The 25,669-nt window shown below is 51.8% G+C and carries 24 protein-coding genes and 1 riboswitch; of the genes, 14 read left to right on the top strand and 10 right to left on the bottom strand.

The window, feature by feature from the left end; genetic code table 11:
• Window positions 1-3: 3 nt before the first annotated feature.
• Together WC359_00315 and WC359_00310 are read right to left on the bottom strand one after the other, a co-directional pair.
• The gene (locus tag WC359_00315) at window positions 4-834 is read right to left on the bottom strand and encodes an SDR family oxidoreductase (GenBank protein MFA5398879.1); all 831 of its coding nucleotides are present in this window, start codon (window positions 832-834) and stop codon (window positions 4-6) included.
• A gap of 11 nt (window positions 835-845) precedes the next feature.
• Entirely contained in the window at window positions 846-1,853 is a 1,008-nt protein-coding gene (locus tag WC359_00310) for an NAD-dependent epimerase/dehydratase family protein (GenBank protein ID MFA5398878.1), read from the bottom strand.
• 172 nt (window positions 1,854-2,025) lie between these two features.
• On the opposite strand from WC359_00310, the gene WC359_00305 reads away from it, so the two are divergent.
• The 7 genes from WC359_00305 to moaC all read left to right on the top strand — a co-directional run bounded on the left by WC359_00305 (window position 2,026) and on the right by moaC (window position 8,823).
• Entirely contained in the window at window positions 2,026-3,156 is a 1,131-nt protein-coding gene (locus WC359_00305) for a hypothetical protein (protein MFA5398877.1), read from the top strand.
• A 30-nt stretch (window positions 3,157-3,186) separates the two neighbouring features.
• On the top strand, window positions 3,187-4,797 hold the full coding sequence (locus WC359_00300) for an AMP-binding protein (GenBank protein ID MFA5398876.1): 1,611 nt from the start codon (window positions 3,187-3,189) through the stop codon (window positions 4,795-4,797).
• Window positions 4,798-4,885: 88 nt separating this feature from the next.
• Window positions 4,886-6,145: a gephyrin-like molybdotransferase Glp gene (gene glp / locus WC359_00295; GenBank protein ID MFA5398875.1), complete on the top strand. Its 1,260-nt coding sequence runs from the start codon at window positions 4,886-4,888 to the stop codon at window positions 6,143-6,145.
• Between the two features lie 13 nt (window positions 6,146-6,158).
• Window positions 6,159-6,806, top strand: coding sequence for a molybdopterin-guanine dinucleotide biosynthesis protein B (mobB, locus tag WC359_00290; protein ID MFA5398874.1), 648 nt, complete (start codon window positions 6,159-6,161; stop codon window positions 6,804-6,806).
• A gap of 66 nt (window positions 6,807-6,872) precedes the next feature.
• Window positions 6,873-7,358, top strand: coding sequence for a MogA/MoaB family molybdenum cofactor biosynthesis protein (locus WC359_00285; protein ID MFA5398873.1), 486 nt, complete (start codon window positions 6,873-6,875; stop codon window positions 7,356-7,358).
• Between the two features lie 13 nt (window positions 7,359-7,371).
• Window positions 7,372-8,340 (top strand): GTP 3',8-cyclase MoaA, encoded by a 969-nt coding sequence (moaA, locus tag WC359_00280; protein MFA5398872.1) that lies wholly within the window; start codon window positions 7,372-7,374, stop codon window positions 8,338-8,340.
• A gap of 3 nt (window positions 8,341-8,343) precedes the next feature.
• Window positions 8,344-8,823 carry a cyclic pyranopterin monophosphate synthase MoaC gene (gene moaC / locus WC359_00275; protein ID MFA5398871.1) on the top strand — a complete coding sequence of 160 codons (480 nt, stop codon included), beginning with the start codon at window positions 8,344-8,346 and terminating at the stop codon, window positions 8,821-8,823.
• On the opposite strand, the gene WC359_00270 is transcribed toward moaC, so the two are convergent.
• The 3 genes from WC359_00270 to WC359_00260 form a co-directional block, all read right to left on the bottom strand.
• The gene (locus WC359_00270; GenBank protein ID MFA5398870.1) at window positions 8,809-9,894 is read right to left on the bottom strand and encodes an ABC transporter ATP-binding protein; all 1,086 of its coding nucleotides are present in this window, start codon (window positions 9,892-9,894) and stop codon (window positions 8,809-8,811) included. The genes moaC and WC359_00270 overlap by 15 nt on opposite strands.
• Entirely contained in the window at window positions 9,894-10,583 is a 690-nt protein-coding gene (locus WC359_00265) for an ABC transporter permease (GenBank protein ID MFA5398869.1), read from the bottom strand. Before WC359_00265 ends, WC359_00270 begins: the two co-directional genes overlap by 1 nt.
• Window positions 10,584-10,594: 11 nt before the next feature.
• Window positions 10,595-11,593: a substrate-binding domain-containing protein gene (locus tag WC359_00260; protein MFA5398868.1), complete on the bottom strand. Its 999-nt coding sequence runs from the start codon at window positions 11,591-11,593 to the stop codon at window positions 10,595-10,597.
• Window positions 11,584-11,716, bottom strand: a riboswitch (molybdenum cofactor riboswitch). Its footprint overlaps the gene before it by 10 nt.
• 180 nt (window positions 11,717-11,896) lie before the next feature.
• Between WC359_00260 and WC359_00255 the strand changes: the two genes are divergently transcribed.
• From WC359_00255 to WC359_00245, 3 genes are read left to right on the top strand one after another with little or no spacing between them, the layout of a single operon-like run.
• Entirely contained in the window at window positions 11,897-12,397 is a 501-nt protein-coding gene (locus WC359_00255) for a hypothetical protein (protein ID MFA5398867.1), read from the top strand.
• Between the two features lie 36 nt (window positions 12,398-12,433).
• Entirely contained in the window at window positions 12,434-13,033 is a 600-nt protein-coding gene (locus WC359_00250; protein MFA5398866.1) for a hypothetical protein, read from the top strand.
• 35 nt (window positions 13,034-13,068) lie between these two features.
• A complete protein-coding gene (locus WC359_00245; GenBank protein MFA5398865.1) occupies window positions 13,069-13,395 on the top strand; it encodes a hypothetical protein in 327 nt (108 codons plus the stop codon).
• Window positions 13,396-13,444: 49 nt separating this feature from the next.
• Here the strand turns inward: WC359_00245 and WC359_00240 are convergent, their stop codons facing one another.
• The 3 genes from WC359_00240 to WC359_00230 form a co-directional block, all read right to left on the bottom strand.
• The gene (locus WC359_00240; GenBank protein MFA5398864.1) at window positions 13,445-14,191 is read right to left on the bottom strand and encodes a histone deacetylase family protein; all 747 of its coding nucleotides are present in this window, start codon (window positions 14,189-14,191) and stop codon (window positions 13,445-13,447) included.
• A gap of 117 nt (window positions 14,192-14,308) precedes the next feature.
• A complete protein-coding gene (locus WC359_00235; GenBank protein MFA5398863.1) occupies window positions 14,309-14,989 on the bottom strand; it encodes a fumarate hydratase C-terminal domain-containing protein in 681 nt (226 codons plus the stop codon).
• A gap of 10 nt (window positions 14,990-14,999) precedes the next feature.
• Window positions 15,000-15,923 (bottom strand): fumarate hydratase, encoded by a 924-nt coding sequence (locus WC359_00230; protein ID MFA5398862.1) that lies wholly within the window; start codon window positions 15,921-15,923, stop codon window positions 15,000-15,002.
• Window positions 15,924-16,258: 335 nt separating this feature from the next.
• Here WC359_00230 and WC359_00225 point away from each other — a divergent pair, with 335 nt between their 5' ends.
• The 3 genes from WC359_00225 to WC359_00215 all read left to right on the top strand — a co-directional run bounded on the left by WC359_00225 (window position 16,259) and on the right by WC359_00215 (window position 18,220).
• The gene (locus WC359_00225; protein MFA5398861.1) at window positions 16,259-16,837 is read left to right on the top strand and encodes a MarR family transcriptional regulator; all 579 of its coding nucleotides are present in this window, start codon (window positions 16,259-16,261) and stop codon (window positions 16,835-16,837) included.
• A 169-nt stretch (window positions 16,838-17,006) separates the two neighbouring features.
• The gene (locus tag WC359_00220) at window positions 17,007-17,468 is read left to right on the top strand and encodes a hypothetical protein (protein ID MFA5398860.1); all 462 of its coding nucleotides are present in this window, start codon (window positions 17,007-17,009) and stop codon (window positions 17,466-17,468) included.
• A 29-nt stretch (window positions 17,469-17,497) separates the two neighbouring features.
• Entirely contained in the window at window positions 17,498-18,220 is a 723-nt protein-coding gene (locus WC359_00215) for an ECF transporter S component (protein ID MFA5398859.1), read from the top strand.
• A gap of 68 nt (window positions 18,221-18,288) precedes the next feature.
• Here the strand turns inward: WC359_00215 and carB are convergent, their stop codons facing one another.
• Both carB and carA read right to left on the bottom strand, forming a co-directional pair.
• Window positions 18,289-21,567 (bottom strand): carbamoyl-phosphate synthase large subunit, encoded by a 3,279-nt coding sequence (gene carB / locus WC359_00210; GenBank protein MFA5398858.1) that lies wholly within the window; start codon window positions 21,565-21,567, stop codon window positions 18,289-18,291.
• 3 nt (window positions 21,568-21,570) lie between these two features.
• A complete protein-coding gene (carA, locus tag WC359_00205) occupies window positions 21,571-22,665 on the bottom strand; it encodes a glutamine-hydrolyzing carbamoyl-phosphate synthase small subunit (protein MFA5398857.1) in 1,095 nt (364 codons plus the stop codon).
• Between the two features lie 258 nt (window positions 22,666-22,923).
• Here carA and WC359_00200 point away from each other — a divergent pair, with 258 nt between their 5' ends.
• Window positions 22,924-25,551 (top strand): PEP/pyruvate-binding domain-containing protein, encoded by a 2,628-nt coding sequence (locus tag WC359_00200; GenBank protein ID MFA5398856.1) that lies wholly within the window; start codon window positions 22,924-22,926, stop codon window positions 25,549-25,551.
• The last annotated feature ends 118 nt before the right edge of the window (window positions 25,552-25,669 follow it).

The following is a 25,669-nucleotide window of genomic DNA, read 5'->3' as shown; positions in this document are numbered from 1 at the left end:
TTCTCACCGACCTCTTACCTGTGCTTTCTGCACTTGCCGCACCTGCGAATCGGTTACCATCTCGACCAGCCAGGGGAAAAGCCGCTTCATAATATAGGTAAAACGGCCGTCCGTGTTGGGGATGATAATGAACTCCTCTTTAGCCATTCCCTTCAGCAGGGCTTCCGCTACAGCCTCCGGTTGCATAAGCTTTGCCCCGGCCGAGATAACCTTGGTCTCCTCAGGTTTGGATTTGTTTTCCTCCACAAATCCGGGGGTGTCGGTATCCGGCGGACACAGCACCGAGACCGCGATATTGTATCTCTTGAATTCACTGCGTAAAGCTTCCGATAAACCAATCACGCCGAACTTGGCGGCAGCATAATCGGTATAGCCGAAGATGCCCAGGAAACCCACGATGGAAGATACGTTCACAATATATCCGCCGCGCTCTTTCATATAAGGAAGAAGTACCGATATCGTATTCCATACACCGTACAGGTCCACTTTCATGGTTTCCTCGAACTGCTCAAAGCTGATCTCCTCAAAGTAAGCGGGGCGGGCACGTCCGGCGCAGTTGATCAGGATGTCGGGAACGCCGTATTCCGCTACAGCCTTTTTGAGCACCGCCTCCACCTGTTCGCGCTGAGAGACATCCATCGACCGGCAATGTATCTTCTGCCTCTCGATCATCCGGCATGCATTGATCTCATCACGGGCAGCGTCCAGCGTTTTCTGACGGCGCGCAAAGATAACTACGTTGGCCCCCCTGGCCGCCATCGCTTTCGCCACTCCAAGCCCAATGCCTGAAGAACCACCACTTATGTAAACCAGCTTATCTTTAAAGTCTTTCATTTTTTTCTCCCTTATTTCTGTTTAAAAGATGCCTTGTCCAGTGTTTTTAACCATTGCATGGTGCGATCGAAGCCCTCCCGGTAGCTTATACGCGGTTTCCATCCCAGCTCCCGTTCGGCTTTGTCTATGGAAAACCTGAACCTCGATCCAAGGTTTGTTACAGTATATGTAGTCAGCAGAGGGCGCATTTTAATCTTGAAAAGCCTCCAGCTAAATTCCATCACCCTGGCCGCGTTCATCGCTGCCCAGTAAGGTATATAAGTCTTGATGGGCGGCACTCCCAGTGCAGCGGCTATACCCGCGCAGAATTCCTCCAGCGTTGTCGACTCGCCGTCATGGACCAGATAGCCGTTCCCGACGGCCCTCTTGTCCTCCGAGATCAACAGCAACAGGTCTACCAGGTTGTCGATGTATGTGGGCCACACTATGGCGCCCTTTCGCCAGAATATCAGTTCCTTCTTGATGATGGCATCGGCCAGCAGGGGAACGAAGGTCTGATCACCCTCGCCGTACACCCACAGCGGATAAACCATGGCCAGCGGCAGCCCTTTCTCCTCATGATACCTGCGCATGATCTTTTCCGCGTCTATCTTGGCATCTGGGTAGGGCTCTCCCCAGTACTGCAGCGGCAGAGTCTCATCCATCACTATCGATTCACTGGTGCCGAAGACGTCACAAGTACTGATGTCCACCAGCCGCGATACTCCCGCTTCGATGGCGGCGCGACAGATGTTTTCGGCCCCGCCCACGGTAACCTCTTTAAATAGCCTGGCCGGCGCCCAGTCCGTAACAACCGCCGCGCAGTGGAATATGACCTCTCTGCCGGCTGCAGCCTGCCTGACAGACTCGTAATCGCGAATATCACCGGTCACGGTCTCCACACCCAGCTTCTTGATAGCGGCCTCTCCTTCGTCTCCCGGCAATACCAGCACGCGCACCTGATTGCCTTTTTCAACATTGCCACGTACAACATGCCGGCCGATGAATCCTGTGCCGCCGGTGACCAATACCTTTTTCATAGATCCGGCCTCCTCACCAGTAAATGTATACATTTTATATTAAAGGTTAAACAAAACGCCAGCAATTTTCAGAGTGAAACGAACGCCGCCCTGGGACACCTTGTTTAACTTTTTCCAGTGGAGTAATATTGCTATAGCATTTTTCCCCGTATAAATTAGCGGAGAGGCCATTTTGACTATTGCCATTCTCTACAGCGAAGAATTGCGGGAATATGATTATGGCCCGGGACACCCGTTCCGCGGCGACCGGTATGAGATTTTCCCAAGTTTCCTGCGGGAGAGGTTGCCTGAGGGGGAGAAATACCGCTTCATTAAGGCGCCGCCGGCCACACTGGAAGACCTGCTGCTCATCTGTAACAAAGATTATGTAGATTTCACACATGATTACTATAAAGCGGCCCATGAAGGCGTACTGGATCATGTCAAGTTCGGCCTTTTCCAGAGTATGGACAATATGCCCTTCGATACGCCGGGTAAGCTGGAGGAGGCAGCCCGGCTTATCATCGGCCAGGCCAAGATGGGCTGCGACATCATTCAAAAAGGCACCTACAAGAAGGCCATTTCTATAGGCGGCGGGATGCACCACGCCAAGCCCTCATGCGGAGAAGGTTTCTGCCTTTATAACGATGTCGCCTTCTCCGCCCGCTATCTGATCAACAATTACAAATTAAACAAGGTGCTTATTCTGGACACCGACGCTCACGCAGGTAATGGGACCTGCGAGTATTTCTACGATGATCCCAGGGTGCTTTTTATCGACCTGCACCAGGACCCTCGCACTCTTTACCCTGGAACCGGCTTTGTCGGCGACATCGGTACGGGCAAGGGAAAAGGTTTTACCGTTAATATTCCCATGCCTCCCAACGCCGGATATGACTCCTACTACCGTGTTTTCGGCGAGATAGTCGAACCCCTGGTGCGCGAGTTCAAACCCCAGATTATTATTCGCAACGGGGGATCCGATCCCCACCCGGATGACGGTTTGACCGACCTCGGGCTGCCGGTACGCGGATTTCAGATGATCGGTGAGAAGGTCAGATATCTGGCAGACGAGGTATGCCAGGGCCGTGAGCTCGACCTGATTGCTTCCGGCTATAATAAACGCGTCCTGCCTTACTCATGGATGGCACTGATTTCCGGACTGGCAGACTGGGATATCGATGTAGAGGAGCCCGAGCCTGCCACCAGGAAATTCTACAAGGATCCGGCATATGCCCAGACCAAGGTGGTCGAGGCGGAGGTTAAAAACAATCTAAAACCTTACTGGAAATGCTTCCAGTCACAGAATCCCATCCACTTTTAGCCAAATAAGCGCGGACAGGAGGCAGGTGGTATGAATTTAGGCAGCCTCGGCCTCGACAATATCCAGAAATACGGTCCATATGAAAGCGTCTATTACGAGGGGAAGTGGTACACCAATGTAGAGATGGAACTGCAATCCAACAAACTGGGCAACGCTTTGAAGTCACTGGGCATACAGAGGGGGGATCGAGTAGCCATACAGATGCCCAACAGCCCGGTTGTAATTTGGTCATTTCCTGCCATCTACAAGATAGGCGCGATCGCAGTACCCATGAACCCGCTGCTGAGACCGGACCAGGCAGCCTATATATACCAGAACAGCGGGGCCAGGGCCGTTGTAACCAGCCCTGAGTTCGCCCCCTGGGTGCAGGCCGCGCAAGAACAGGCCACCGAACTCAAACATGTCATAGTGACCGAGAAGGACGATATCCCCGGCACTATTTTTTATGACACTCTCGTCTCAAACCAGCCGGATAGTCTGAAGATCGAAGAGACCGATAATGATGATATTGCGGCACTGATCTATACAGCTGGCACGACCGGTCCCAATAAAGGCGTAATGCACTCGCATTTCAGCCTGTACATGACGGCGCTGGGATACGGCGATTTCGTCCTTCGCTATCGCTCTTCTACGGTTGAAATTAGAAGCACCATGATGGACGTAAGGACCCATAAACCGATAGATATCGAGCGCAAGGTAACCGGGGGCAACCGCCTGGCCCTCAGCCTTTTCGTCCTGCCGCTCTCACATTCTTACGGATTGGCCACCTCACTGATGGGCGTCATCGGCGCCATGAGGGGCGTTGTGATGAAGTGGTTCAATCCTGAGCAGGCCCTCAAACTGATCCAGGAGTTCCGTGTTACTAATTTTTCCGGCGTGCCAACAATGTATATCATGATGCTCAATCACCCGGACTTCGACAAGTACGACCTCAGCTCTTTGCAGGAGTGCGCCTGCGGGGCGGCGCCTCTGCCACTCGCGGTGGGACAACAGTGGAAGGAGAAGACCGGCACATATATTTACGAAGGCTGGGGCATGACGGAGACCGGCGCTACAACATGTGGCAATATGCCCAACAAACCGCCAAAGTATGGATCCATCGGCGTCTGCATGATAAAGGCAGATACCATCAAGATATTCGATGACCAGGATAATGAGCTGCCGCCCGGCCGGACAGGCGAACTGGTGGTCAAAGGGCCCACCCTTATGAAAGGCTATTGGAACATGCCTCAGGAGACCGCCAACGCCCTTCGTAACGGCTGGTTGCACACCGGAGATGTCGGCTACATGGACGAGGACGGCTACTTCTATATCACCGATCGCAAGAAGGATATCATCATCAGGGGCGGTGAAAACGTATCGCCACGGGAGGTTGAAGAGGTCCTGCTTCAAATACCGCAGATCGCAGAGGTCGGTGTTATCGGCGTCAAGGATGACGTATATGGAGAGGAGATAAAGGCGTACTGCGTGCTGCGCAAGGACGAGATGATCAGCGCCGGGGAAATACTGGCCTACTGTAAATTGAAGCTGCCAAATTATAAGGTTCCCAAAGCCATTCAATTTATCGATGCGTTACCCAAAAACCTGCTGGGCAAATTATTGCGGGCTGAACTGCGCAAAATGGAAGCTAAACAGGGCTGATACTACGGTCAGCGGTCCGATTTACTCAATTTGACATTTAAATTTACCACCAACATAATACCATCCAATCCGGAGGTCGTTGCAGACTATGATTCCTCTTGAAGATGCGCTGGAAAAAATACTGGACACCGTCCATGTACTGGAGTCCGAGAACAGGCCGATCCTTTCAGCATTGGGCCAGGTTCTGGCTGAAGATGTGGTGGCGCGGTTTGATATACCGCCCCATGATAACTCGGCCATGGATGGATTCGCGGTTAGAGCCTGCGATACATTCAGCGCCAGCCGGCAAAGTCCCGTTTATCTAAAGGTAATCGGAGAGGTGGCAGCCGGCTATACTACATCACTGGAAGTGACTGGCGGGACAGCCGTGCGCATCATGACGGGCGCGCCCCTGCCCGCAGGGTCTGATGCAGTTGTCCAATTTGAAAATACCGATGAGACAGAGCGAAAAAAACAGAAAAAGCCACTGGACGTAATAGGAATACTGGAGACTGCTCAGGTTCAACTCAATGCCCGCCTGAAAGGCGAAGACATCCGCGCCGGACAGGTCGTACTGATAAAAGGCACTCTTTTGCTACCCTCGGGCATAGGTATATTGGCCTCGTTGGGAAATGAGAACGCGAACGTCATTCGCCGCCCTGTAGTATCGGTACTTTCCACCGGCGATGAGTTATGTCCCACCGGCAAACCGCTTGCGACGGGTCAGATCTACGACAGCAACAGCTATACCATCGCAGCCAACGTCGCCAGATACGGTGGCATCGCCAGGATAATAGGTATAGGCAGGGATACACTGACCTCGCTGCAGGAAAAAATCAGGCTTGGATTGGACGCCGATATGCTGATAACCTCCGGCGGGGTCTCCAAAGGGGATTACGATGTAGTTAAGGATGTGCTGGCCCAAATGGGAAACATCAGATTTTGGACAGTGCGTATGAAACCGGGCAAACCAATTGCCTTCGGTACACTCAAAGCGGACAACGGCCGGGAGGTCCCCCACCTTGGACTGCCGGGCAATCCCGTCAGTTCCATGATCACATTCGAACAGTTCGCCCGGCCGGCCATCCTGAAGATGCGCGGCATTCATAAACATACCAGGCCGGTTATATACGCCGCAATAGACCAGGAGATTATCAATACTGATGCGCGACGCATTTTCGTGCGGGTTAAAGTCGCCAGAACAGAAGATGGCTGGAAGGCATGCGTCACCGGCCCGCAGGGATCGGGCATATTGACCTCCATGTCGGGAGCCAACGGCCTGGCAATCGTCCCGGAGGACTCTCCACTGGCCAGACCGGGAGATATATTAAAGGTGCAATTACTGGATGATATAGAGGAAATGTTATAGCGAGGTGAACCATATGGTGCCGGTTATAGCTATCGTTGGCAGGTCAGGAGTGGGCAAGACGGTTATCATGGAGAAACTCATTGCCGAATTCAAGTCACGAGGTTATCGCGTGGGCGCCGTCAAGCACAGCCACCAGACAATCGATCTCGATGCGCAGGGTAAGGACACCTGGCGCTATTCTGAGGCCGGCAGTGACGCCGTGGCGATCAGTTCACCTCTGCGGGTAACCGTCTTCAATAAGCTCGATCATGAACCTGCGCTGGAGGAAACCGTGCGTCTGCTCGGCGATAGCTACGACATCATCCTGGCGGAGGGATTTAAAGATACCAGTACGCCCAAGATCGAGGTCTGCCCATCAGGCAAACCAGGGGATCTGGTATGCAACGCATCCGACCTCTGTGCAGTAATAGCAAAAGTCAAGAGAGCCGGGGAAAAACCGGTGTTCGGCCGGCAGGAAATAACCAGGATCGCCGATTTTATCGAACATGATGTAATCGCCGACATGGCTGCCGATATGTCGGTGGCAGTGAACGGCAAAAACGTGCCGCTCAAACGGTTCGTAAAAGATATTATGGCCAGCTCCATACTGGCCATGCTGGGAACATTGAAAAGGGTTGGTATAATAAAGACGGCCTCAATTCATATAAGGAGGTCAGGGTAGGGGCGGGTTTTTAAACCCGCCCGAAAACGGGCGCACCTGAAGGTACGCCCCTACAAGGGATGTTGAATGTATAAAGCAGGGGTTCTCACCGTCAGCGACCAAGGCTCACAGGGCCAGCGCACTGATGCAAGCGGCGATTACATAGTTAAAACTTTCCGCAACATGGGGATGGAGGTCGCCCTTTATCAGATCGTGGCCGACGAGGAGGAAATCATATCCAGTACCCTTGCAACATGGGCTGACAGCAGCAATGTGGACCTGATTGTCACAACGGGCGGTACCGGCATAAGTCCACGGGACGTTACACCGGAGGCCACGCTGAGTATAATTGACAAGCAATTGGTCGGCATCGTGGAGATGATGAGGGCCATCGGCTATAAAAAAACCCCTACGGCCGTGCTCAGCCGCGCTGTGGCCGGCACGCGCGGCAGATGTCTAATCATCAACCTGCCGGGCAACCCTAAAGCCGTTCAGGAATACCTGGGTCTGCTGTTGCCCCTCGTGCCACATGCCATAGAGACGCTGCAGGGCAGATCGGGAGATCATATCTGATCAGGGGGTAATTATGCCGGGAATATGCGATGGCTTTCAGAGGGGCATAGACTACCTGAGGATATCCGTCACCGACCGCTGCAACCTCAGATGCATCTACTGCATGCCGCCTGGAGGCGTCCCGCTTGTCTCGCACCAGGATATCTTAAGCTATGAAGAGATCCTTATGGTGGTGCGCGCAGCAGTGGAGATCGGCATGAATAAGATCCGGATCACGGGCGGCGAACCGCTGGTCAGAGCGGGCATAGCGGACCTGATACGCATGATCTCAGCGGTGGAAGCGATACTCGAGATATCGATGACCACCAACGGCATACTGCTGCATAAGTATGCGGCCGAGCTGGCAAAGGCAGGATTGCAGCGCGTTAATATCAGCCTGGACACGATGAAAACCGACCGCTTCAGACAGATAACACGCACAGGCGACCTGGCTGACGTGCTCAGGGGAATGGAGTCCGCCAGGGAAGCCGGACTGGACCCGGTCAAGATTAATGTGGTTCCCATGCAGGGTATCAACGACGACGAGATACAGGATTTCGCCCTTACGACGCTGGAAAAAGGGTGGCACGTGCGATTTATTGAGCTGATGCCGCTTCAGGGAGCGGCCGGCCTTGTTCCGGCCAATTTGCTGCGCCGGGAAATAGAGAAGCTGGGAACGCTTGAACCTCACTACGGCATGACCGGCAACGGCGCAGCAAAATACTATCGCTTGCCCGGGGCCGGCGGTACGGTGGGATTTATCGAGGCTGTCTCGGAGCCTTTTTGTAACCGCTGCAACAGGCTTAGACTGTCGGCAGACGGCAAATTGCTGCCCTGCCTCTTCTCCACAGACGGTATAGATGTACGAGCGCCTTTGCGCAGGGGCGCCACGGTTCACGATATTAAACAATTGCTGCTCGATGCTATTGCAGCCAAACCCGAGATGCACCGGCTGTCGGACAACTGCGCCGCGCATACCAGGATGTCAGGCATAGGGGGATAAGACATGGGCAAACATGACACCCGCATGATAGATGTATCAAGCAAAAAGGACACGCAGAGACTGGCGACTGCGGTGGCCCGCATCAGCATGAGCAATGATACTCTCGGGAAGGTAAAAGGGCAGAATACACCCAAGGGCGATGTCCTGGCAGTAGCGCAGGCAGCCGGCATCATGGCTGCCAAGCAGACATCCAGCCTCATCCCGCTGTGCCATCCCCTTCTCATTACCAGTATATCTGTTGATTTCAGTTTCCCTGCCAAAAAAGGCGTCATAGCTATCGAAGCTACGGTCAGAGGCCGGGGCAAAACGGGCTTCGAAATGGAAGCTCTCACAGCTGTAGCTGTTGCGGCGCTGACTATTTACGATATGTGCAAGATGTTCGATCAGGGCATGATTATCACAGATATGCGCCTTATCAAGAAAACGGGCGGCAAAAGCGGTACCTACATCGCCAGCCCATTGACAGGCTCATCTCGGCATTGACGGCAACACTCGGACCGCGGAAGCCTTGAACGAGGCATACACCTCCTGGCCCTGGCTCAATTCCATCTCAACAACGGACTTATCCGTTACCAGCACTTCAAGCGGGAATCCGCAATCCACAATGACAGTGCATAGCGGACCGTTTGGGGAAAATGACCTGATGGAGCACCGCAGGTTGTTGCGCGCACTGCCTGTAGAGACCGTTGTGGACAGAACTACATCTTCAGGCCGGATGTAGATTTCCACGGCCGACTCCGCCGGCAAGTCCGAGACAGCCTGGATATCCCGGCCATTGATGTTTACTACAACAATGCCAGCTTCGTTCCGCACAATGTAGCCTCGAAACAGGTTGCGAATACCCACAAAGCCCGCGATCCTGGCACTATCGGGAGAGTAAAAGATATCGCCGGGCTTGCCCACCTGTACGAGCTTACCGTTCATCAGGACGCCTATCCTGTTGGCTACACGCTGCGCCTGCTGCATATCATGTGTCGACATAATTACGGTCAACCCGCTTTCCAGGTTGAACTGCATTACAAGTTCTTCGATCATTCTTACGTTCACAGGATCGAGATTGGCCGTGGGCTCATCGAGCAGCAGCAGGTCCGGTTTTATCACCACGGCGCGCGCCAGCGCTACGCGCTGCGCTTCGCCTCCCGAGAGGGTCCTGGCTTTACGCCCGGCATATCCGCCCAATCCAATGATTTCAAGCAGCTGGCAAACGGCGGATCTTTCGTTTTTCCCATGAGCCCCGCGTACTTTAAGTGGATATGCCACGTTTTCATATACCGTGCTGTTGAAAACAGCCGGCTTCTGGAAGACCATCGCCATACGGCGGCGCGCCTTAACAGTATCGTAGGATGGATCGGTTATTCTCTGCCCATCAAAATAAATGTCGCCGGCCGCCGGGCGGTCCAGCAAATTGATCAGCCTTAATAACGTGGTCTTGCCCGCGCCGGTGGGACCGATGACGGCAAATATTTCCCCTTTCTCCACTGACAGGCTAACCTTGTTCAGGAGCACGGCGGCGCCGGCGCGCTGTTCCAGGTCCACAGTCTCAAGAATGGCCATCAGTACCTCTGCAGAAGGATGTTCATGGTAATGCTGACCACCATAGCAATACTGATCAGGATAATGCCCAGCGCCAGAGCGAGCACAAGGTCGCCGCGCTGTGTTTCCAGTGAGATGGCGGTGGTCAGAATCCGTGTATAACCTCGGATATTGCCGCCCAGCATCAGCGCTGCGCCCACCTCGGAGATGGCACGCCCGAATCCCAGAATTAGCGCCCCCACCACGGCGAATCTGGCTTCAAACAGAATCGCCCACATGGCCTGAGTATTGCTGGCGCCGGAGGAAAGCGCTGTGTCTCGTATTGCCCTGTCTACACCGCTCAACGCATTGATCGTCATACCTGTGAGCACCGGCAGGATCAGTATCACCTGCCCGATCACCACGGCAGTCGGTGTGAACATCAGTTCAAGGCCACCCAGCGGTCCCGAGCGCGAGATAAAAAGAAACACCAGCAGGCCCACCACAACGGTCGGAAGGCTGTAAAAGGTCTGTATGATATTGATCACAACACGCTTACCCCTGAAATCATGGAAATGGATAAGGCCGCCGATGGGGATACAAAAAAGCGCGGCGATCAGTATGGAACATCCAGAGATATACAGTGAACGCAGTGAGATCTGGATGACCTCATTATCCAGGCTGACGATAAGGTCGACCGCCTGGACCAGGGCCTGCCAGATCTCCTGCATCTTTTTATCCCTTATTCAACCGGTACTGTGTAATCTTCCAGTTTGGGACATCCGGATTCGGTGCATCCGCCGCCCTTGAGAGGATTAAAAAGCGACCTGCCGTATTCAGCCACCCCGTAGTTGCCGATCAAATCCTGCACCTCGTCGGATATCAGCCAGTTGGTAAAGGCTTTAGCGGTGGAAAGCATCTTGGCTGTTTTTATCTTGTCAGGATTGATCTCTATCACATCATAGACATTCAAAAAGAGCTCGCCTTTCTCGACCAGGGGTACCACGTCCACTTTGCCTTTGTATGCGAGAAAAGTGGATATATCGGCCAGGATGTAGGCGCCCTGTTCCGAGGCCATCAGCAGGCAGGGCCCCATGCCTTTGCCCGCTTCAACGTACCAGGGCCCTGATTTCTGCACATCCGCATAGTCCAGCCCGGCCGCCTTCCAGATCAGCTTCTCCTTGGAATGCGTCCCCGAGTTGTCCCCTCGGGATATGAATTTTACCTTCGTTGGATCAGCTATACCGGCCTCGTATATTTTCGTTAGTGCCTGCTCGGGGGATAGATCCTTGATACCGGCTGGATCGCCTGCTGGTCCGGCAATAAGGAAATGGTTAAAGGCAAACGATCGCTTGTTGATCCCGTATCCTTCGGCTATGAATTTAGCCTCAGCCGCGGGATCGTGCACGATAACGGCATCCACATCACCACGTCTGGCATACTCCAGAGCAATGCCTGTGCCGGCATAGACGATGTCCAGCTCGACATTGGCCTTCTTTTCAAACATCGGCTCAAGGTAATTCCATAGACCGGTGTCATAAAGGCTGGTGGTCGTGGCAATTTTGAAACGCGCTTTACCGGGAATGATGGGAGTGGCTGTACTCTGGGACGACGTGTTGTCGGCCGGCGCCGGCTGTATTGCAGCTGGTGCGCAACCGGCAAGCATGACGCCCAGAAGTAGACAGGTGATGATGAAGGAAATTGATGAGCGACGGATAGGATTGATTAATAGGGTTCTCATTTTACCCTCCTTTCCAAAATGGGAGGCGCAGATGTTTCCTACTGCACCCTCGAGGCTTTTCAGCCTGCCGTCCGGATACCATGCCTTTAAAGTTTAGGTATACGGATCGAAGAGCATACGATATTCGACAGCTAGCATTCTATCAAATCGCTTTTAATTAATCAACGAGAGGCTATTGAAAATGACCGGCTTGTATGTTAGTTTGATGGTAAGAAAAGAATACGCTTAGCAATAATTCGATTCTACTTTAACTAATGCCCTGTTTGATCTAATATATTGGCGTGGATTTCAAGGAGGTACGATATGACTTTAGGTAGCGGTAAGATTGCAGTCATTGTTATCCTGATCATCGTTGCGCTGGCAGTGGTGGGATACGGCGCTTATCAGATGGGCATGGATACCGGATATAAATCGGGCTACAGCAGAGGCAATGCCGATGGAACGGCAATCGGCACACAGGAAGGTTACAACAGAGGACAGACCGCCGGTTATCAGCAGGGCAAGCAGGACGGTGAGACAGCCGGTTACGATAAGGGCTATTCGGCAGGACTGGCCAAGGGCAGGGTTGAGGGACAGGCCCAGGGCGAGGCGCAGGGCCAGCAAATCGGCTATAACAGCGGCTATAGCGCTGGATGGTCCAGAGGTTGGCAAAACGGCTGGCGATCGGGATGGTGGCAGGGCTGCAACAACTGCTGGCAACAGGCCGGGCCTTTTGTAGCGGGAAATCAGATGGTCACCTATTCAGACGGACCCAGCACGGCCTGGGTGCCCACCGCCCCTTCAGCGCCGGCGCCCCAGCAATAGACTTCGTCAGAATCATGCTACAGCGGAGAAAGAATCATGAAGATTAATACATCTGTATTGATAATAGCCATCGTGCTCGTCATACTGGCCATCGGAGGGGCCAGCTTCGGATTCTACCAGATGGGCAGGAACCTGGGCTTTGAGGCAGGCGAGAAAGTCGGCATGGCCAAAGGGCTGGTCGCCGGCGAGAAACTCGGATACGAGAAGGGTTTGAACGACGGCAAGGCCGAGGGCCAGAAGTCGGGCTTCGACAACGGTTATCAGGCCGTTGAGAAACTGATCGAGTTGCTCTCGTCACAGTTTGGAGACGGCACCGGACTCTACGAAGGAGAACAGGTGGGCTATAACGATGGCTATACCGGCGCCTATTACACTGTTTACCCGAGTGCCTGGCAAACAGGATGGCTGGCCGGCTATCAATACTATTATGTAAACGCCAACGCAGACGTCGATGTCAACATCAGTGGTAACGGGGAACCGCCGATCAAGCCGGACATAACCAATTTGCCTGCGCCGGGATCCGTACAGATTCCCAAACCGCCCGATGCGCCTTCATTCCAGATACCCGATCATCAGTCACGCTTCAGCCACAGCAGCGTACCCAACCGGCCAAGCCTGCCGGGTCTGCGCCGCTGATACACCTGTTTCAATAAATATGAGGAGCGCACCTGATGAAGGACAAGGATAAGAATATCAGAACGGCAACGATTATACTGCTGGTGATAGTTATGATCTCGCTGATACCCTGGGCTTTTGCAGCATTCACATCATTGTTTGCCTTTGATAAGCCGGGGTCTGAGAGAGATCCGTCCGTCTGGATGATAGTGGCGCCGATATTGGCCTACGGGGCAATTGCGGCCGGTTGCATCATCGCTTCAGCCATACTATATAGCAAAAACAGACCGCTACCCGCATTGATTATCATCGCAGTACCACTGGCGGCAGCGATACTGTATGCCCTTACAATGGGTGTTTACGCCGTCACAATGATACGTTGAGTGAATAACCGCGCATCCGTCTAGATGCGAAAGACAACCGGACAAAGCCTCAGCTCATCCCTTCCAGAAAGGCTCTGACGTTCTTTCCCAGGACGTCGTGGTTGTATCCGCCCTCCAACAGGCCGAAACGGCGGCCTTCGCATTGCTTCTCGGCGAACTCTTTAACATGTTGTCCGATAGTCATGTAATCCTCTGTAGTTAACAGCCTGCCCCAGTCATTGATATGGCGGTCGAATCCGGCCGAGACTGCTATGATATCAGCCCTGGACTGGCCCAGAAAACGTCCCACATGGTCTACGAACTCCTGCCTGTCCCCGTCTTCGGGATGAAAATAGGTCACATCGTGATTGCCACTGAAAATGTTGGATGTTCCGTCGCCGAAGTGCAGGTCAAAATCGAGTATCAGCGCCGTCTTAATCTTCTTTTTTTCAAGCAATCTGGCGATGGCAATAGCCATATTGTTGAAGAAACAAAATCCCCAGCAGCTGTCCGCGCTGGCATGATGGCCGGGAGGACGGATCAATCCGAATGCAGGCTCGCCTTTCATGGCTAGATCCGATGCCAGAATGGCGCCCCCGACGGCCAGCGAGGCCGCGTCAAACACATCGCCGTATCGCTGTACGTAGCTGATGTGAAAAGGCGTATGACATAGCTGGATGTAGTCCAGGCCGGCAGGCTGAGGCTCGACGAAATCGAAGCCGCCCAGCTCTTTTACTACCGCTTCCATACGTCCGGGAGCTGCGGCGGGATCGCTCTCATACACATCCGTGTAGCGCGGATGATACACTACCTTCATGATCTTCCTCCTCCTGCAGTAATCGTGGCAACGTAACTAATTCACGCCAATTATACTGCATACCCGGCCATGAAGCGTTCATTTGAAACTCGGATCGATAGCGATTAAAGAATCTATTTATCGTGAATAATAACTGTCCTCTTTAGAATCAGGCAGAGCCATGGAATAGCGAAAACCTGAAGGTATATTAAAGTGGGCGTAGGTCTTTTTCAGTCGCTCTATAGCGACTTGCTCGATCTGGTCAAAAAGGTTATTTCCATGGGCATCGATATCAACCACTAGCGGACCCCAGTCCTCAATTTCCAGTACCCAGGTTGCCTCAAATGGTCCCACCTCATCGTATCCATAGGATTCTATAACGCGTTTTACCGTATCGGCCGTTCCCGGCTTGTCCAATCGCGAATTCTCAGTCAGGTGTACACAGCCGAATTCCGCCATTGCCTTCCTGGTCTGTTCACCCATACTGCCTTTGCTGACAACCGCCCTGAGGCCAAGTTGCTGGATGAGCCTGGGTAAATAGGGTTCAAAACGACTCCCCGATGTTACCATAATCGCAAACTTATCCCATTGCATCGGTTCCCATTCACCATTTTCACCTCTTTTGATACTCAGAGGAGCATGGGCCATTACGTTCATTTTCTTGAAATCTATAGGCGGCGTAGCATTTTTTTCGAATGCTCTTTTATGGAAAACCTCGGTGCCCGTGAATAACAGGCCGGTAAATGTTACCAGGTCTCCGATATTAAGTGTTCGAACATCGTTCTCACTCAGTGGAATTTTCAATCTTTTAATTTCCATCTTTCACCTCTTAACGATAATTCCAGCTGGGTGCATCACCATATTCAATATGTCCCAATGAGTCCAGGCGGGCGGTAGCCCGTCGTATCACACAGCAAAAAGTATTAAAAGAAACGGATATGCCGGCAAAGTGGGTTAGAGCATATTCGATGTGCACATCCAGTGCACTGGTTTTTCCCCCCATACCCATAGGGCCAATACCCAGTTGGTTAAACTGGGCCAGTAAGTCGTCTTCAAGTTCTGCAATATCTTTGTCCGGGTGACGGTTGCCTATAGTGCGCAGGCACGCAGCTTCAAGGGCAAGCTGTGCCGAGGTTGCAGTAGTACCTCCTATGCCGATGCCTATAATGCCTGGAGGGCATGTTTTACCCGAGTAAGATGTGTGTACGAAACAATCCAAAACGAATTTAACTATTCCTTTTCTACCATCGGCCTCGGATAGGTTTCTTTGAATTCCTCCAAAGAGCTCGCCACCGCCTCCCTTGCAGACCGAAACAATCTCTATATAATCAATAGCAGGATCGAATTGAATGTGCACAATAGGAGCATGAACTCCTACATTATTTAATGGATTCCTCATTGTCAGGGGATGCACCAGATGAGGCCGCAGATAACCTTCGCCGGTAGCTTTTGCTACCGCCTGTTCAGCTGCGTCCTGTATACTTGATACACCATTTTCAATCCTGACGTTTTCCCCCATTTTAATCCAATAAATCTGCCAGCCGGTATCGGGACACAGCGTCCTGCCCTTTTCGCCGGCGTCGCAGGCTTCAAGGAAAAAACTCAGTGGGCCCCTGGATACCTCCGTTTCCTCCAGGCGCTCGCCCTTTTCGACAGCCTGGCGACAATCCCTCGGAATAATACAGGCTGCGCGCACTGTGGCCCTGTACATCATTTCGTTCAGTGTGTCTTTGGAAACTACCATCTCACGCATTTCTTAAATAACCCCCCAGTTTTAAAAAAACGTTGCTCATCCGGTTTGAGTAACAGCAGTAATCTCATCATCCTTCATATTCAACCACACGCATCAAAAATTGCCTCCGCCTGACTTGACCTCATCGAAAAATTATGTGCATATATTACCAACTGTAATATTGTATGTCAATAGTATATAATTCCATATTGATAATATTTATATTGAGTTTTAATATTCCCTAACATTTGTACGTAGTTAGCTATAACAAGTACTTTTGACTTGATCCAGCTTATGTTGATAACATAAGTGTAAATTGTCGATACTAGATTGTTTTTGATAAGGATATTCGTTCAATGAATATTCAAAAAAAAGAATATGCTGACCTGGTGCAGCTGGCTCCTCCCACAAAATATATGTGGACTATCGTCAATTTTGCCCAGGCCTGGAACACCTGGGTAAAAGCGCTGGAAAAAAGCCTGAGCCCGGCAAAGATGACGGTTTCTCAGATAACGGCCCTGCAGGCGCTTTTTTATAACAAGCGCCCCATGTCGCCGACGGAGATTTCAAAAGTACTGCCGATTGACACCCATTCAATCAGCCCCCTGGTTGATAAACTGCACAAACGTAAACTGGTAACAAGAAGACGTTCGAAAAGTGATAGACGGTCTATTGAGGTTGAGTTAACCAGGCAGGGCATTGAGCTTTTAAAAAGCCTGTCCCCTAACATAAATGAAGTTCTGGAAGTAGTCTTTGGAAACCTTAATCAGAAAGAGCTTGATGAGCTCGTGAAATTATCCCATGTAATCAGTTACAACGCAGCGGATTATGTGGGCGCCAATAAAAAACGCATGGACGAAAATGCCAAAATTCTCTCGGGTATGTTAGAAGGTAAGACTGCAGCTAAGAAAAGCACCCGATCGAAATCGAGGTAGAATATATGGGCCTCGATCCAGACAGGTGTCCGGCGTGCGATTACCCTGAATTCGCATTCACCGGCCGCCTTTTCGTATGATCTTTAATGTTGAATGCGACATCCTTGACCGTTTAAAAGCTATTCTGTAGGCTACAATCAAAAGCAAGTTTGAATAAAGGGAGAATGACATGTTTTCAAGGGAGTGGTTCATCTACGTCTTCGGCCGCTGGATACTTCTTTCCGGCATTGCCGGAGCCCTGCTCCAGGTATTGCTGAGGCAACAGCTGGGCATACCCGATTTCCCGGCCTTCCTGCTCAACCAGCTAATGCTGGCATGCGTTTTCTGGTATGTCGATAAATTCATCTTCCGCCGCCATCTGGGCAAGGTCAAGGAGCTGTTCAGGTTCCCGCGCATCAAGGGACAGTTCGATCCTGCAGTCGAATTCAACAAGATCACCGAGGAATACAACCAGCTGGCGGAAGATTATGAGAAAAGCCCGGACGACCCGAAAGCGTGGCTGAATCGCTTTCTCGACCTCACGCATTCAGTTGAGATGATGGACCGTGTTTTGAGGGACCGGGGCATAGATGTGGATAAGGAGTACAACCTCATCGTTGAAGATAACCGTAAACGCGGACTTTATGAATAGGAAAAATGTTATACTGAGAGCAAAGTCTCATGTCGAAGATGCAGCAGGTTGTTGTTTTCTTTAAGAGCGAGAAAGCCCAGAAGCTGGGTATCTCCCTTGCCGCTGCAGTGCTGGGAAACCTGCTGTCTTTTCTCTCCAGCATGCTCACACCCCTCAATCCCCAGGTAACATTCGATTTTTCACACCTGGCCACCTTCGCCATCGCCATCACATTCGGGCCCTGGTACGGCCTGCTGACAGCCGCGCTTTCCTCTATATACCCCTATTTTCACCTGGCGGTCTTCGGCATCTACGGCCCCGTGTACGGCCTGGCCATCATACTCGGTAAATCCATAACCGGTTTTTTCTGTGGCCTGCTGCGGGGACGCATGCCGACCTTCCTCGCCATCACTTTATCGTATATACCGGAGTCGATTTTCACCTTCTTTTTCCTGCACTGGATGTCATTTACGCTGCCCGCGGGCATGCTTACCTGGGATACCATCACAGTCAACGTGATCACAGAGGGCTGGGTAGAGGTGATTATGTTCTCCTTCATCATCGACAACATGGTGCGCCGCAAGGTTGTCGAGACAGCCGTTTTAATGCTGGAGATATTCATCATAATGTTCCTGGTACACAAGGAATTCCTCCAGACCCTGTTACTGCTCCTGCTTATTGCCCTTTTCACCCTCATACTATTTGAACTGGTCGAAAAAACCATCCACAAGCCGGGGTCCCGACTCCCTGAGAATAAGGACCGCGATCAATAAACGGCTGATATCGGATCTGCTCGATACAGCGAGATCGCAGGCACGATCGAATTGATATGTATCAGGCTTTACGGCCTTACATATTCATGCAGCGGTTTAATATTAATGTTCTGCGTGCCCTGAGATAAGACTTTCAGAACGGCGCCTGCCGTATCCAGCGAAGTGAAACATGGGATACGCCTCTCGGTGGAAGCACGGCGGATATGAAAACCGTCCTGCATGGGAATTCGACCGCCGGTGATCGTGTTGATCACGCCAACCACAGAGCCGCTGTTTATAATTTCAATGATATTGGGATGTCCTTCGCTCAGTTTCCTGCTGACCGCATTAACGTTCATGCCATGTTCACTGATCATAGCGGCGGTGCCCCTGGTTGCGTATATCTGGTAACCCAGCGCATAGAATCCCTTTATTATGGGCAGCGCTTCCACTTTGTCCTTGTCCGCGATACTGAACAGGAGCGTCCCCTGAGGAGGCAGCATAAGTCCTGCGGCGATCAATGCCTTGGCCAGGGCAGCTTCATATGTCAGATCGATTCCCATGACTTCACCGGTGGATTTCATCTCCGGGCTGAGATAGGTATCAACCCTCGTCAATTTCGACATGGAAAAGACAGGAGCCTTAACGCTGACTAAAGCCTTTTCCTTGCACAAACCCGTTTCGTACCCCTGCTCCGAAAGACTGATCCCCAGCATCACTTTGGTAGCGATGCGCACCATGGGGACCCCCGTAACCTTGGAGATAAACGGTATCGTCCGGCTGGCGCGCGGATTTACCTCCAGCATGTATATGGACGACGTCTGCCCGGCTCCGCTCCGCATGATAACATACTGAATGTTCATCAGGCCCTTTATACCCAGCGCCAGCCCGGTTCTGACGGTGTAATCAATCAGGGTATTAACCTCGTTTTCTGACAATCCCAGAGCCGGATACACGGCTATTGAATCACCGCTGTGCACACCGGTCCGTTCAATATGTTCCATAATCCCGGGAATTAAGACATCGACCCCGTCGCATACCGCATCAACCTCCACCTCTTTGCCTTCGAAATACTTATCGATCAGAACGGGATGGCGTTCATCAATTTCGAGAGCCTGCCCCATATACCTGGTTAATTCCTCCTGGTTCTGCACTATCTCCATACCCCTGCCGCCAAGCACATAACTCGGCCTGACCAGCACCGGATAGCCCAGCGTCCTGGCCACCTCCTGCCCCTGGCTTAACGCAGTTACACCGGTTCCGGGCGGCTGCGGGATACCCAGGTGGTTAAGGAAATCCTCGAATCTGCGCCTGTCTTCCGCCAGGTCGATTATCTCCGCATTGGAACCCAGGATAGGTGAATTGTTTCTGGACAGCGAAGCAGCCAGGTTGATCGCAGTCTGCCCCCCGAATTGCAGCACCGAGGGAGTAAAGGTGCTGACCAGTAATTTTGAATTCTCATTCTCAAGTATATCGAGGACACTTTCCTCGTCGAGAGGCTCAAAATAAAGCCGGTCGCTGGTGTCGAAGTCAGTTGAAACGGTTTCAGGATTTGAATTGACCATTATACTTTTATAGCCGGCTTCTTTAAGCGCCCAGGCGGAATGGACGCTGCAATAATCGAACTCAATCCCCTGTCCGATGCGAATAGGCCCGCTGCCGATCACGACCGCCTTATTATCTTCCAGGGACTCAGCCTCATTTTCAATCTCGTACGTGCTGTAAAAATAGGGGGTCTCGGCATCAAACTCTGCCGCGCATGTATCCACCATTTTATATACCGGTTTTATGTTCCAGCGGTTTCTCAATTGGCGCACCTGGTCCGGCAATGTATCTCCCAGGGTTGAAATTTGTTCGTCCGAGAAACCGAGACGCTTGGCCTGCCTCAGCAATTCGGGATTCAATTCCTCAGATAACAGCCGTTGCTCCAGCTTAACGATATTGGCCATTTTATGTATGAACCACGGGTCGATTCCCGTTTGTTCTGCAAGCTGTTCCGGCCCCACTTTTCTTCTCAGCGCCGCCATCAAGGCCCACAACCTCATGTCATTGGCGTGAAGCGGATATTTCCCATATTCGCTGGTGTTGCCCCAGTTTTTGTCTTCCCACAGGAGAGATTTTCTGCCCATCTCCAGTGAGCGCACCGCTTTCTGCAGCCCGGCTTCAAAACAGCGCTCGATAGCCATCACCTCACCGGTGGCCTTCATCTGGCTTCCAAGGGTCCTGTCGCCCCCGGCGAATTTATCGAACGGCCAGCGCGGGATCTTGATTACGCAATAATCCAGCGCAGGTTCGAAGACGGCCATTGTTTTTCCGGTTACCCGGTTGGGTATCTCATCGAGCCGCTTGCCCGCAGCGATCTTGGCGGCAACCCTGGCTATGGGATAGCCCGTAGCCTTGCTGGCCAGGGCCGAGCTGCGGCTGACGCGGGGATTCACCTCGATAATATAGTACTGGCTTTTAACTATATTCAGCTGGTCCGGCGCCCATTTCCTGGCGACTACCGGGCTCGGGGTTAAAGCGAACTGTATGTTGCAGCCGCCTTCGATGCGCAGCGCCCGTATTATCTTCAAGCTGGCCGACCGGAGCATCTGGTATTCCCTGTCGGTCAGCGTCTGACTGGGCGCCACGACTATGCTGTCGCCCGTATGGACGCCCATCGGATCGATATTCTCCATATTGCAGATAGTGATGCAGTTGTCGGCCGCATCGCGCATGACTTCATATTCAATCTCTTTCCAGCCCAGCAGGCATCTCTCGACCAGCACCTGATGGCTCATACTCGATGCCAGCCCGTTCTCCACTGTGGACTCCAGTTCGGCCATGGAATAAACGATGCCGCCGCCGGTGCCACCCAGCGTATAGGAAGGCCTGACTATCAGCGGTAATCCGATGGTCGAGGCAAAATCCCTGGCTTCGCCGACGGAATTGACCGTTACGCTTTCCGGGATCGGCTCACCGATCTCCTGGATAAGCCGCTTGAATAACGACCTCTCCTCTGCTTTTTTAATGGTTTCCAAGGGCGTGCCTAACATGCGGACGTTGTATTTATCCAGTATTCCCGTATCGGCCAGTTCCACAGCCAGGTTAAGGCCGGTTTGACCGCCAAGTGTTGGCAACAGCCCCTCGGGCCTTTCCCGTTCGATTATCCTTGCCAGTACATCCGCAGTCAGCGGTTCGATATACACTATGTCGGCTATGCCTTCATCGGTCATTATCGTTGCAGGATTGGAGTTAACCAGCACCGTGGTTATCCCCTCTTCCCGCAGCGACTTGCACGCCTGGGTGCCCGCATAGTCGAATTCAGCCGCCTGGCCTATGATGATAGGACCTGATCCTATAACCAGCACCTTGGAGAGCTCAGACATCTATCACCTGCGTCCCTCTTTGATCATCTGCAAAAATCCATCGAATATATACGTATTGTCCTGTGGACCGGGGGAGCCTTCCGCGTGATACTGTATTGTAGTAATCGGCATGGAACTGTGTTTTAAACCTTCGATAGTGCCATCATTCAAATTTATGTGGCTGACCTGTAATCCTCCCTTAAGGCTATCTGTGTCTATTGCATATCCATGATTTTGTGAAGTGATATGCACTTTACCCGTGGCCAGGTCTAAGACAGGATGGTTGGCCCCTCTGTGTCCGAATTTGAGCTTGAACGTATCGGCGCCGAAAGCCCGGCCTATGAGCTGGTGGCCAAGGCATATTCCCAAAATCGGTTTTTTACCCAGCAGCCCCTTGATATTCTCGATGGCGTAGTCCAGCAAAGCAGGATTTCCGGGGCCGGGCGAAAGAACTATTCCGTCCGGTTCCATGGCGAGTAAATCCACGCAGGAAATAGTGCAGGGGACAACAGTCACACGGCAGCCGAGCCGACTCAGTATGCGTGCTATATTAAATCTCAAACCCATATCAACGACTACGATATTATATGTATGCTGCTGCCCCTGCCCTGAGCTCCATTCAAAAGGCTCTTTAGCGCTCACTTCCTTGACAAAATCGGTGTCCCCGTAAGAAGGCAATTGTTTCAACTCATGCAGCGCCTCACTGCCGGTCAATTCGGATGTCAATATCCCCATCATGACCCCCCTGGAGCGTATATGTCTGGTTAAGCTGCGCGTGTCGATACCGCTGAGGCCGGGAATATTTCCCGTTTTCAGATACTCATCCACAGTCGCCATACTCCGCCAGTTGCTGGGTATCGGGCAGTACTCTCTGACAACAAAGCCTCTGACCTGAATTTTTGCCGACTCGACATCATCAAGGTTGATACCATAATTGCCTATCAGCGGAAAAGTCGGCACCACGATCTGGCCGGCAAAAGACGGATCGGTCAGCATCTCCTGATAACCGGTCATGCTCGTGATAAAGATTATTTCACCGAAGGCGGTCTCTTCGGCGCCGAAAGCATCGCCCCTGTAAATAGTGCCGTCTTCCAGAACGAGTATGGCTTTATTACTCATGGTATGCCCTCAAATAAAAGAACCTCCCGCACCGAACGTGCGAGAGGTGCAAAAAAACAGCCCCAGGCTGGAATCCTGGAGCATAAAAATAGACCACCATTTTCTCCTTACCAGCCTCACTGGACTGGCTTAAAGGCTATTATTATTATATCCTTTCTAAGAGAGACTGTAAAACTGACGGATTAAATCACTCCTGTTGTGAGTTGAAGCAATTGCTGCACCGGCCGGGCGTGGAAATTACTCTAACAAGTAGCAATCATGAGAAAGAAAACACAGCCTTTAAAATTAAGCAGCGGAATCGATGCATTAGACGAGCTGATCCAGGAGGTCCGCGCCGGGGATAACCTGGTCTGGCAGATCGACAACCTGGAAGATTACGCATCCTTCGCACAGTCGTTTGCCAACCGGTCGATAGCCGACGGTCATAGCTGTATCTACCTGCGTTTTGCCTCACACCCTCCGATTTTAATACCGGGACAGAAGCTGAAGATTATAGAAATCGACCCCAAACCCGGATTCGATGCTTTCAGCGGACAGATACATAACATAATAGCGAAAAACAGCCATACTGCATGCTATATTTTCGACAACCTGTCCTCGCTCGTCGCGCAGTGGGCCACCGACGAGCTGCTGGCCAATTTCTTCCAGGTGACCTGCCCGTATATTTTTGAGCTCGGGCCGGTAGCGTATTTCGGTTTAACCAGGGGAAAGCATACACACTCGGTGGTGGCCAGGATACGGGAAACAACACAAATACTGATCGATGTGTACCATGTTAACGACGCAACATATATACACCCGCTTAAAGTGTGGGAGCGCTACTCAGCGCAGATGTTTTTGCCCCACCTGATCACCCAGGACAATTGGGTCCCTGTATTTCAGAGCGGTGAGGCGGCTGCCGTCTCCTCGACCGCACACAGGCAACCTCTCAGCATAGCCTTCACTTCCATTGCTCCATGGGAAAGCGTCTACACAAAACTGTTGCAGTATCAATCGGCAGATCCGGATTCTCCCAGACAGATGGAGGAAATAATACCGCTTAAACATGAGCTCTCCCGTATGATGATCAGCGATCAGCCCTCTTTCACCAAACTCGCCGACAAATATCTGACGGCCGATGACCTTATTAATATAAGGAATAGGCTGATAGGCTCCGGCCGCATCGGCGGCAAAGCCGCCGGCATGTTGCTGGCCCGGCGTATTTTAACGGCGGAGAGCGGCGAAATCGACTTTTCTCGAGCTCTGGAGGCGCATGATTCATTCTATATAGGTTCCGACGTCTTTTTTACATTTCTGGTCAACAACCACCTTTTTCAACTGCGGCTGCAGCTCACCAGAGATTGGCAGATATCCCCTGAAGAATTCGAGGAGATCGAGAGGCGCTTTGTCGAGGGTAAATTCCCGCAGGAGATAATGGAACAATTCCGCGATATGCTGGACTATTTCGGTCAGGCTCCGATTATCGTCAGGTCCAGCAGCCTGCTTGAAGACAGCTTCGGGAATGCTTTCGCCGGCAAATACCGCAGCGAATTCTGCGCCAATCAGGGAACCCCTGACGAGAGGATGGAGGCGTTTCTACGTGCAGTTAAACTCGTTTATGCCAGCGCATTGAATCCCGATGCCCTCACATACAGACAGAACCAGGGCCTGGGTGAGAACGATGAACAGATGGCAATACTGGTACAGCGTGTATCGGGCATGCCATACAAGAACTTCTTTTTCCCCACCATGGCCGGCGTAGCCTTCTCCAAGAATCTTTATGCGTGGACAAATCGCATAGACCCCCGGCGAGGAATGCTGCGGCTGGTTTTCGGCCTGGGCACACGTGCTGTTAACCGCGTAAGCGGAGATTATACCAGGATGATCGCCGTCAGCCACCCCGATTTGCGGCCCGAGATCGGCGCCAAAATCGCCAAATACTCTCAGCATAACATCGATTTGCTCGATATCAAGCTCAACGAGTTAATCACCCTGCCGATAGCGGAAATCCTGGATGACGGCGATTATCCCAATCTTAATTTAATAGCGTCGATCATGCAGGACGGCTTCCCACGCGCCATTATCGGCAAGTGTCCCCATGGATCGGGCGACAGCCTGGTTCTAACATTTGATTCTCTGCTGAGAAAAACTCCCTTCATCAGGATTATGAGCGATATGCTGATGAAACTGGAGTCCGCCCAGGGACATCCCGTGGATGTGGAGTTTACCGCCCATATCACGGCAGACGGTGAGATCAAGATCAATCTGCTGCAGTGCCGGTCTTTGCAGGTTCCGGGAACATCAGGAACAATTACAATACCTGACAACATACCGCATGAACGTGTTTTGTTTAAGGCAAAAAAGTTTATCAGCGGCGGGCTGGCCTCAAATTTGAGGTACATTTTATACATAGATCCCTGGAAATACAGCCGGATCGGTTCTCCGGAAATTAAAAAATCCGTGGGTCGCATCGTTGGCCGTATCAATAAACATCCGGCGGTCAGAGAAGGGAAAATCATAATGATGGGGCCCGGTCGCTGGGGCAGCAGCAACGTTGACCTGGGTGTTAATGTCGGCTATGCGGACATCAGCAACACATCCGTGCTGGTTGAAATCGCTCGCGAGGAAATGGGTCATGTGCCCGAAGTATCATACGGCACGCATTTCTTCCAGGATCTGGTTGAATCTCAAATCATCTATCTGCCCCTGTATCCGGGTAATAGCGAGACTTCCTACAATAACGAGTTTTTTGAAAAATCCACAAATATACTGACTATAATATTTCCGGAATTGGCCGAATTCGCAGAAATAATAAGCTTGATAGACGTTCCATCTGTATCCCAAGGACAGTACGTACAAATACTGGCTGACCCTAAGAGCCAGAAGGCGATCTGCTTCTTGAAATAATAGCCCGGCTGAATACCCGGGCTTATATACTGATTTGTATTGACATCAACGTTTCATAATGTTAAAATTACGGCAACAGGTTTCCGTATACCGCTGGTACTATGAGATGGAAGTGCTA

Source organism: Dehalococcoidia bacterium (assembly GCA_041653995.1).
In the GTDB taxonomy this organism is placed as follows: Bacteria; Chloroflexota; Dehalococcoidia; order GIF9; family UBA5629; genus CAIMUM01.
The sequence above is the reverse complement of the archived record's forward strand: the minus strand, read 5'-3'. Positions and strand labels throughout refer to the sequence as shown.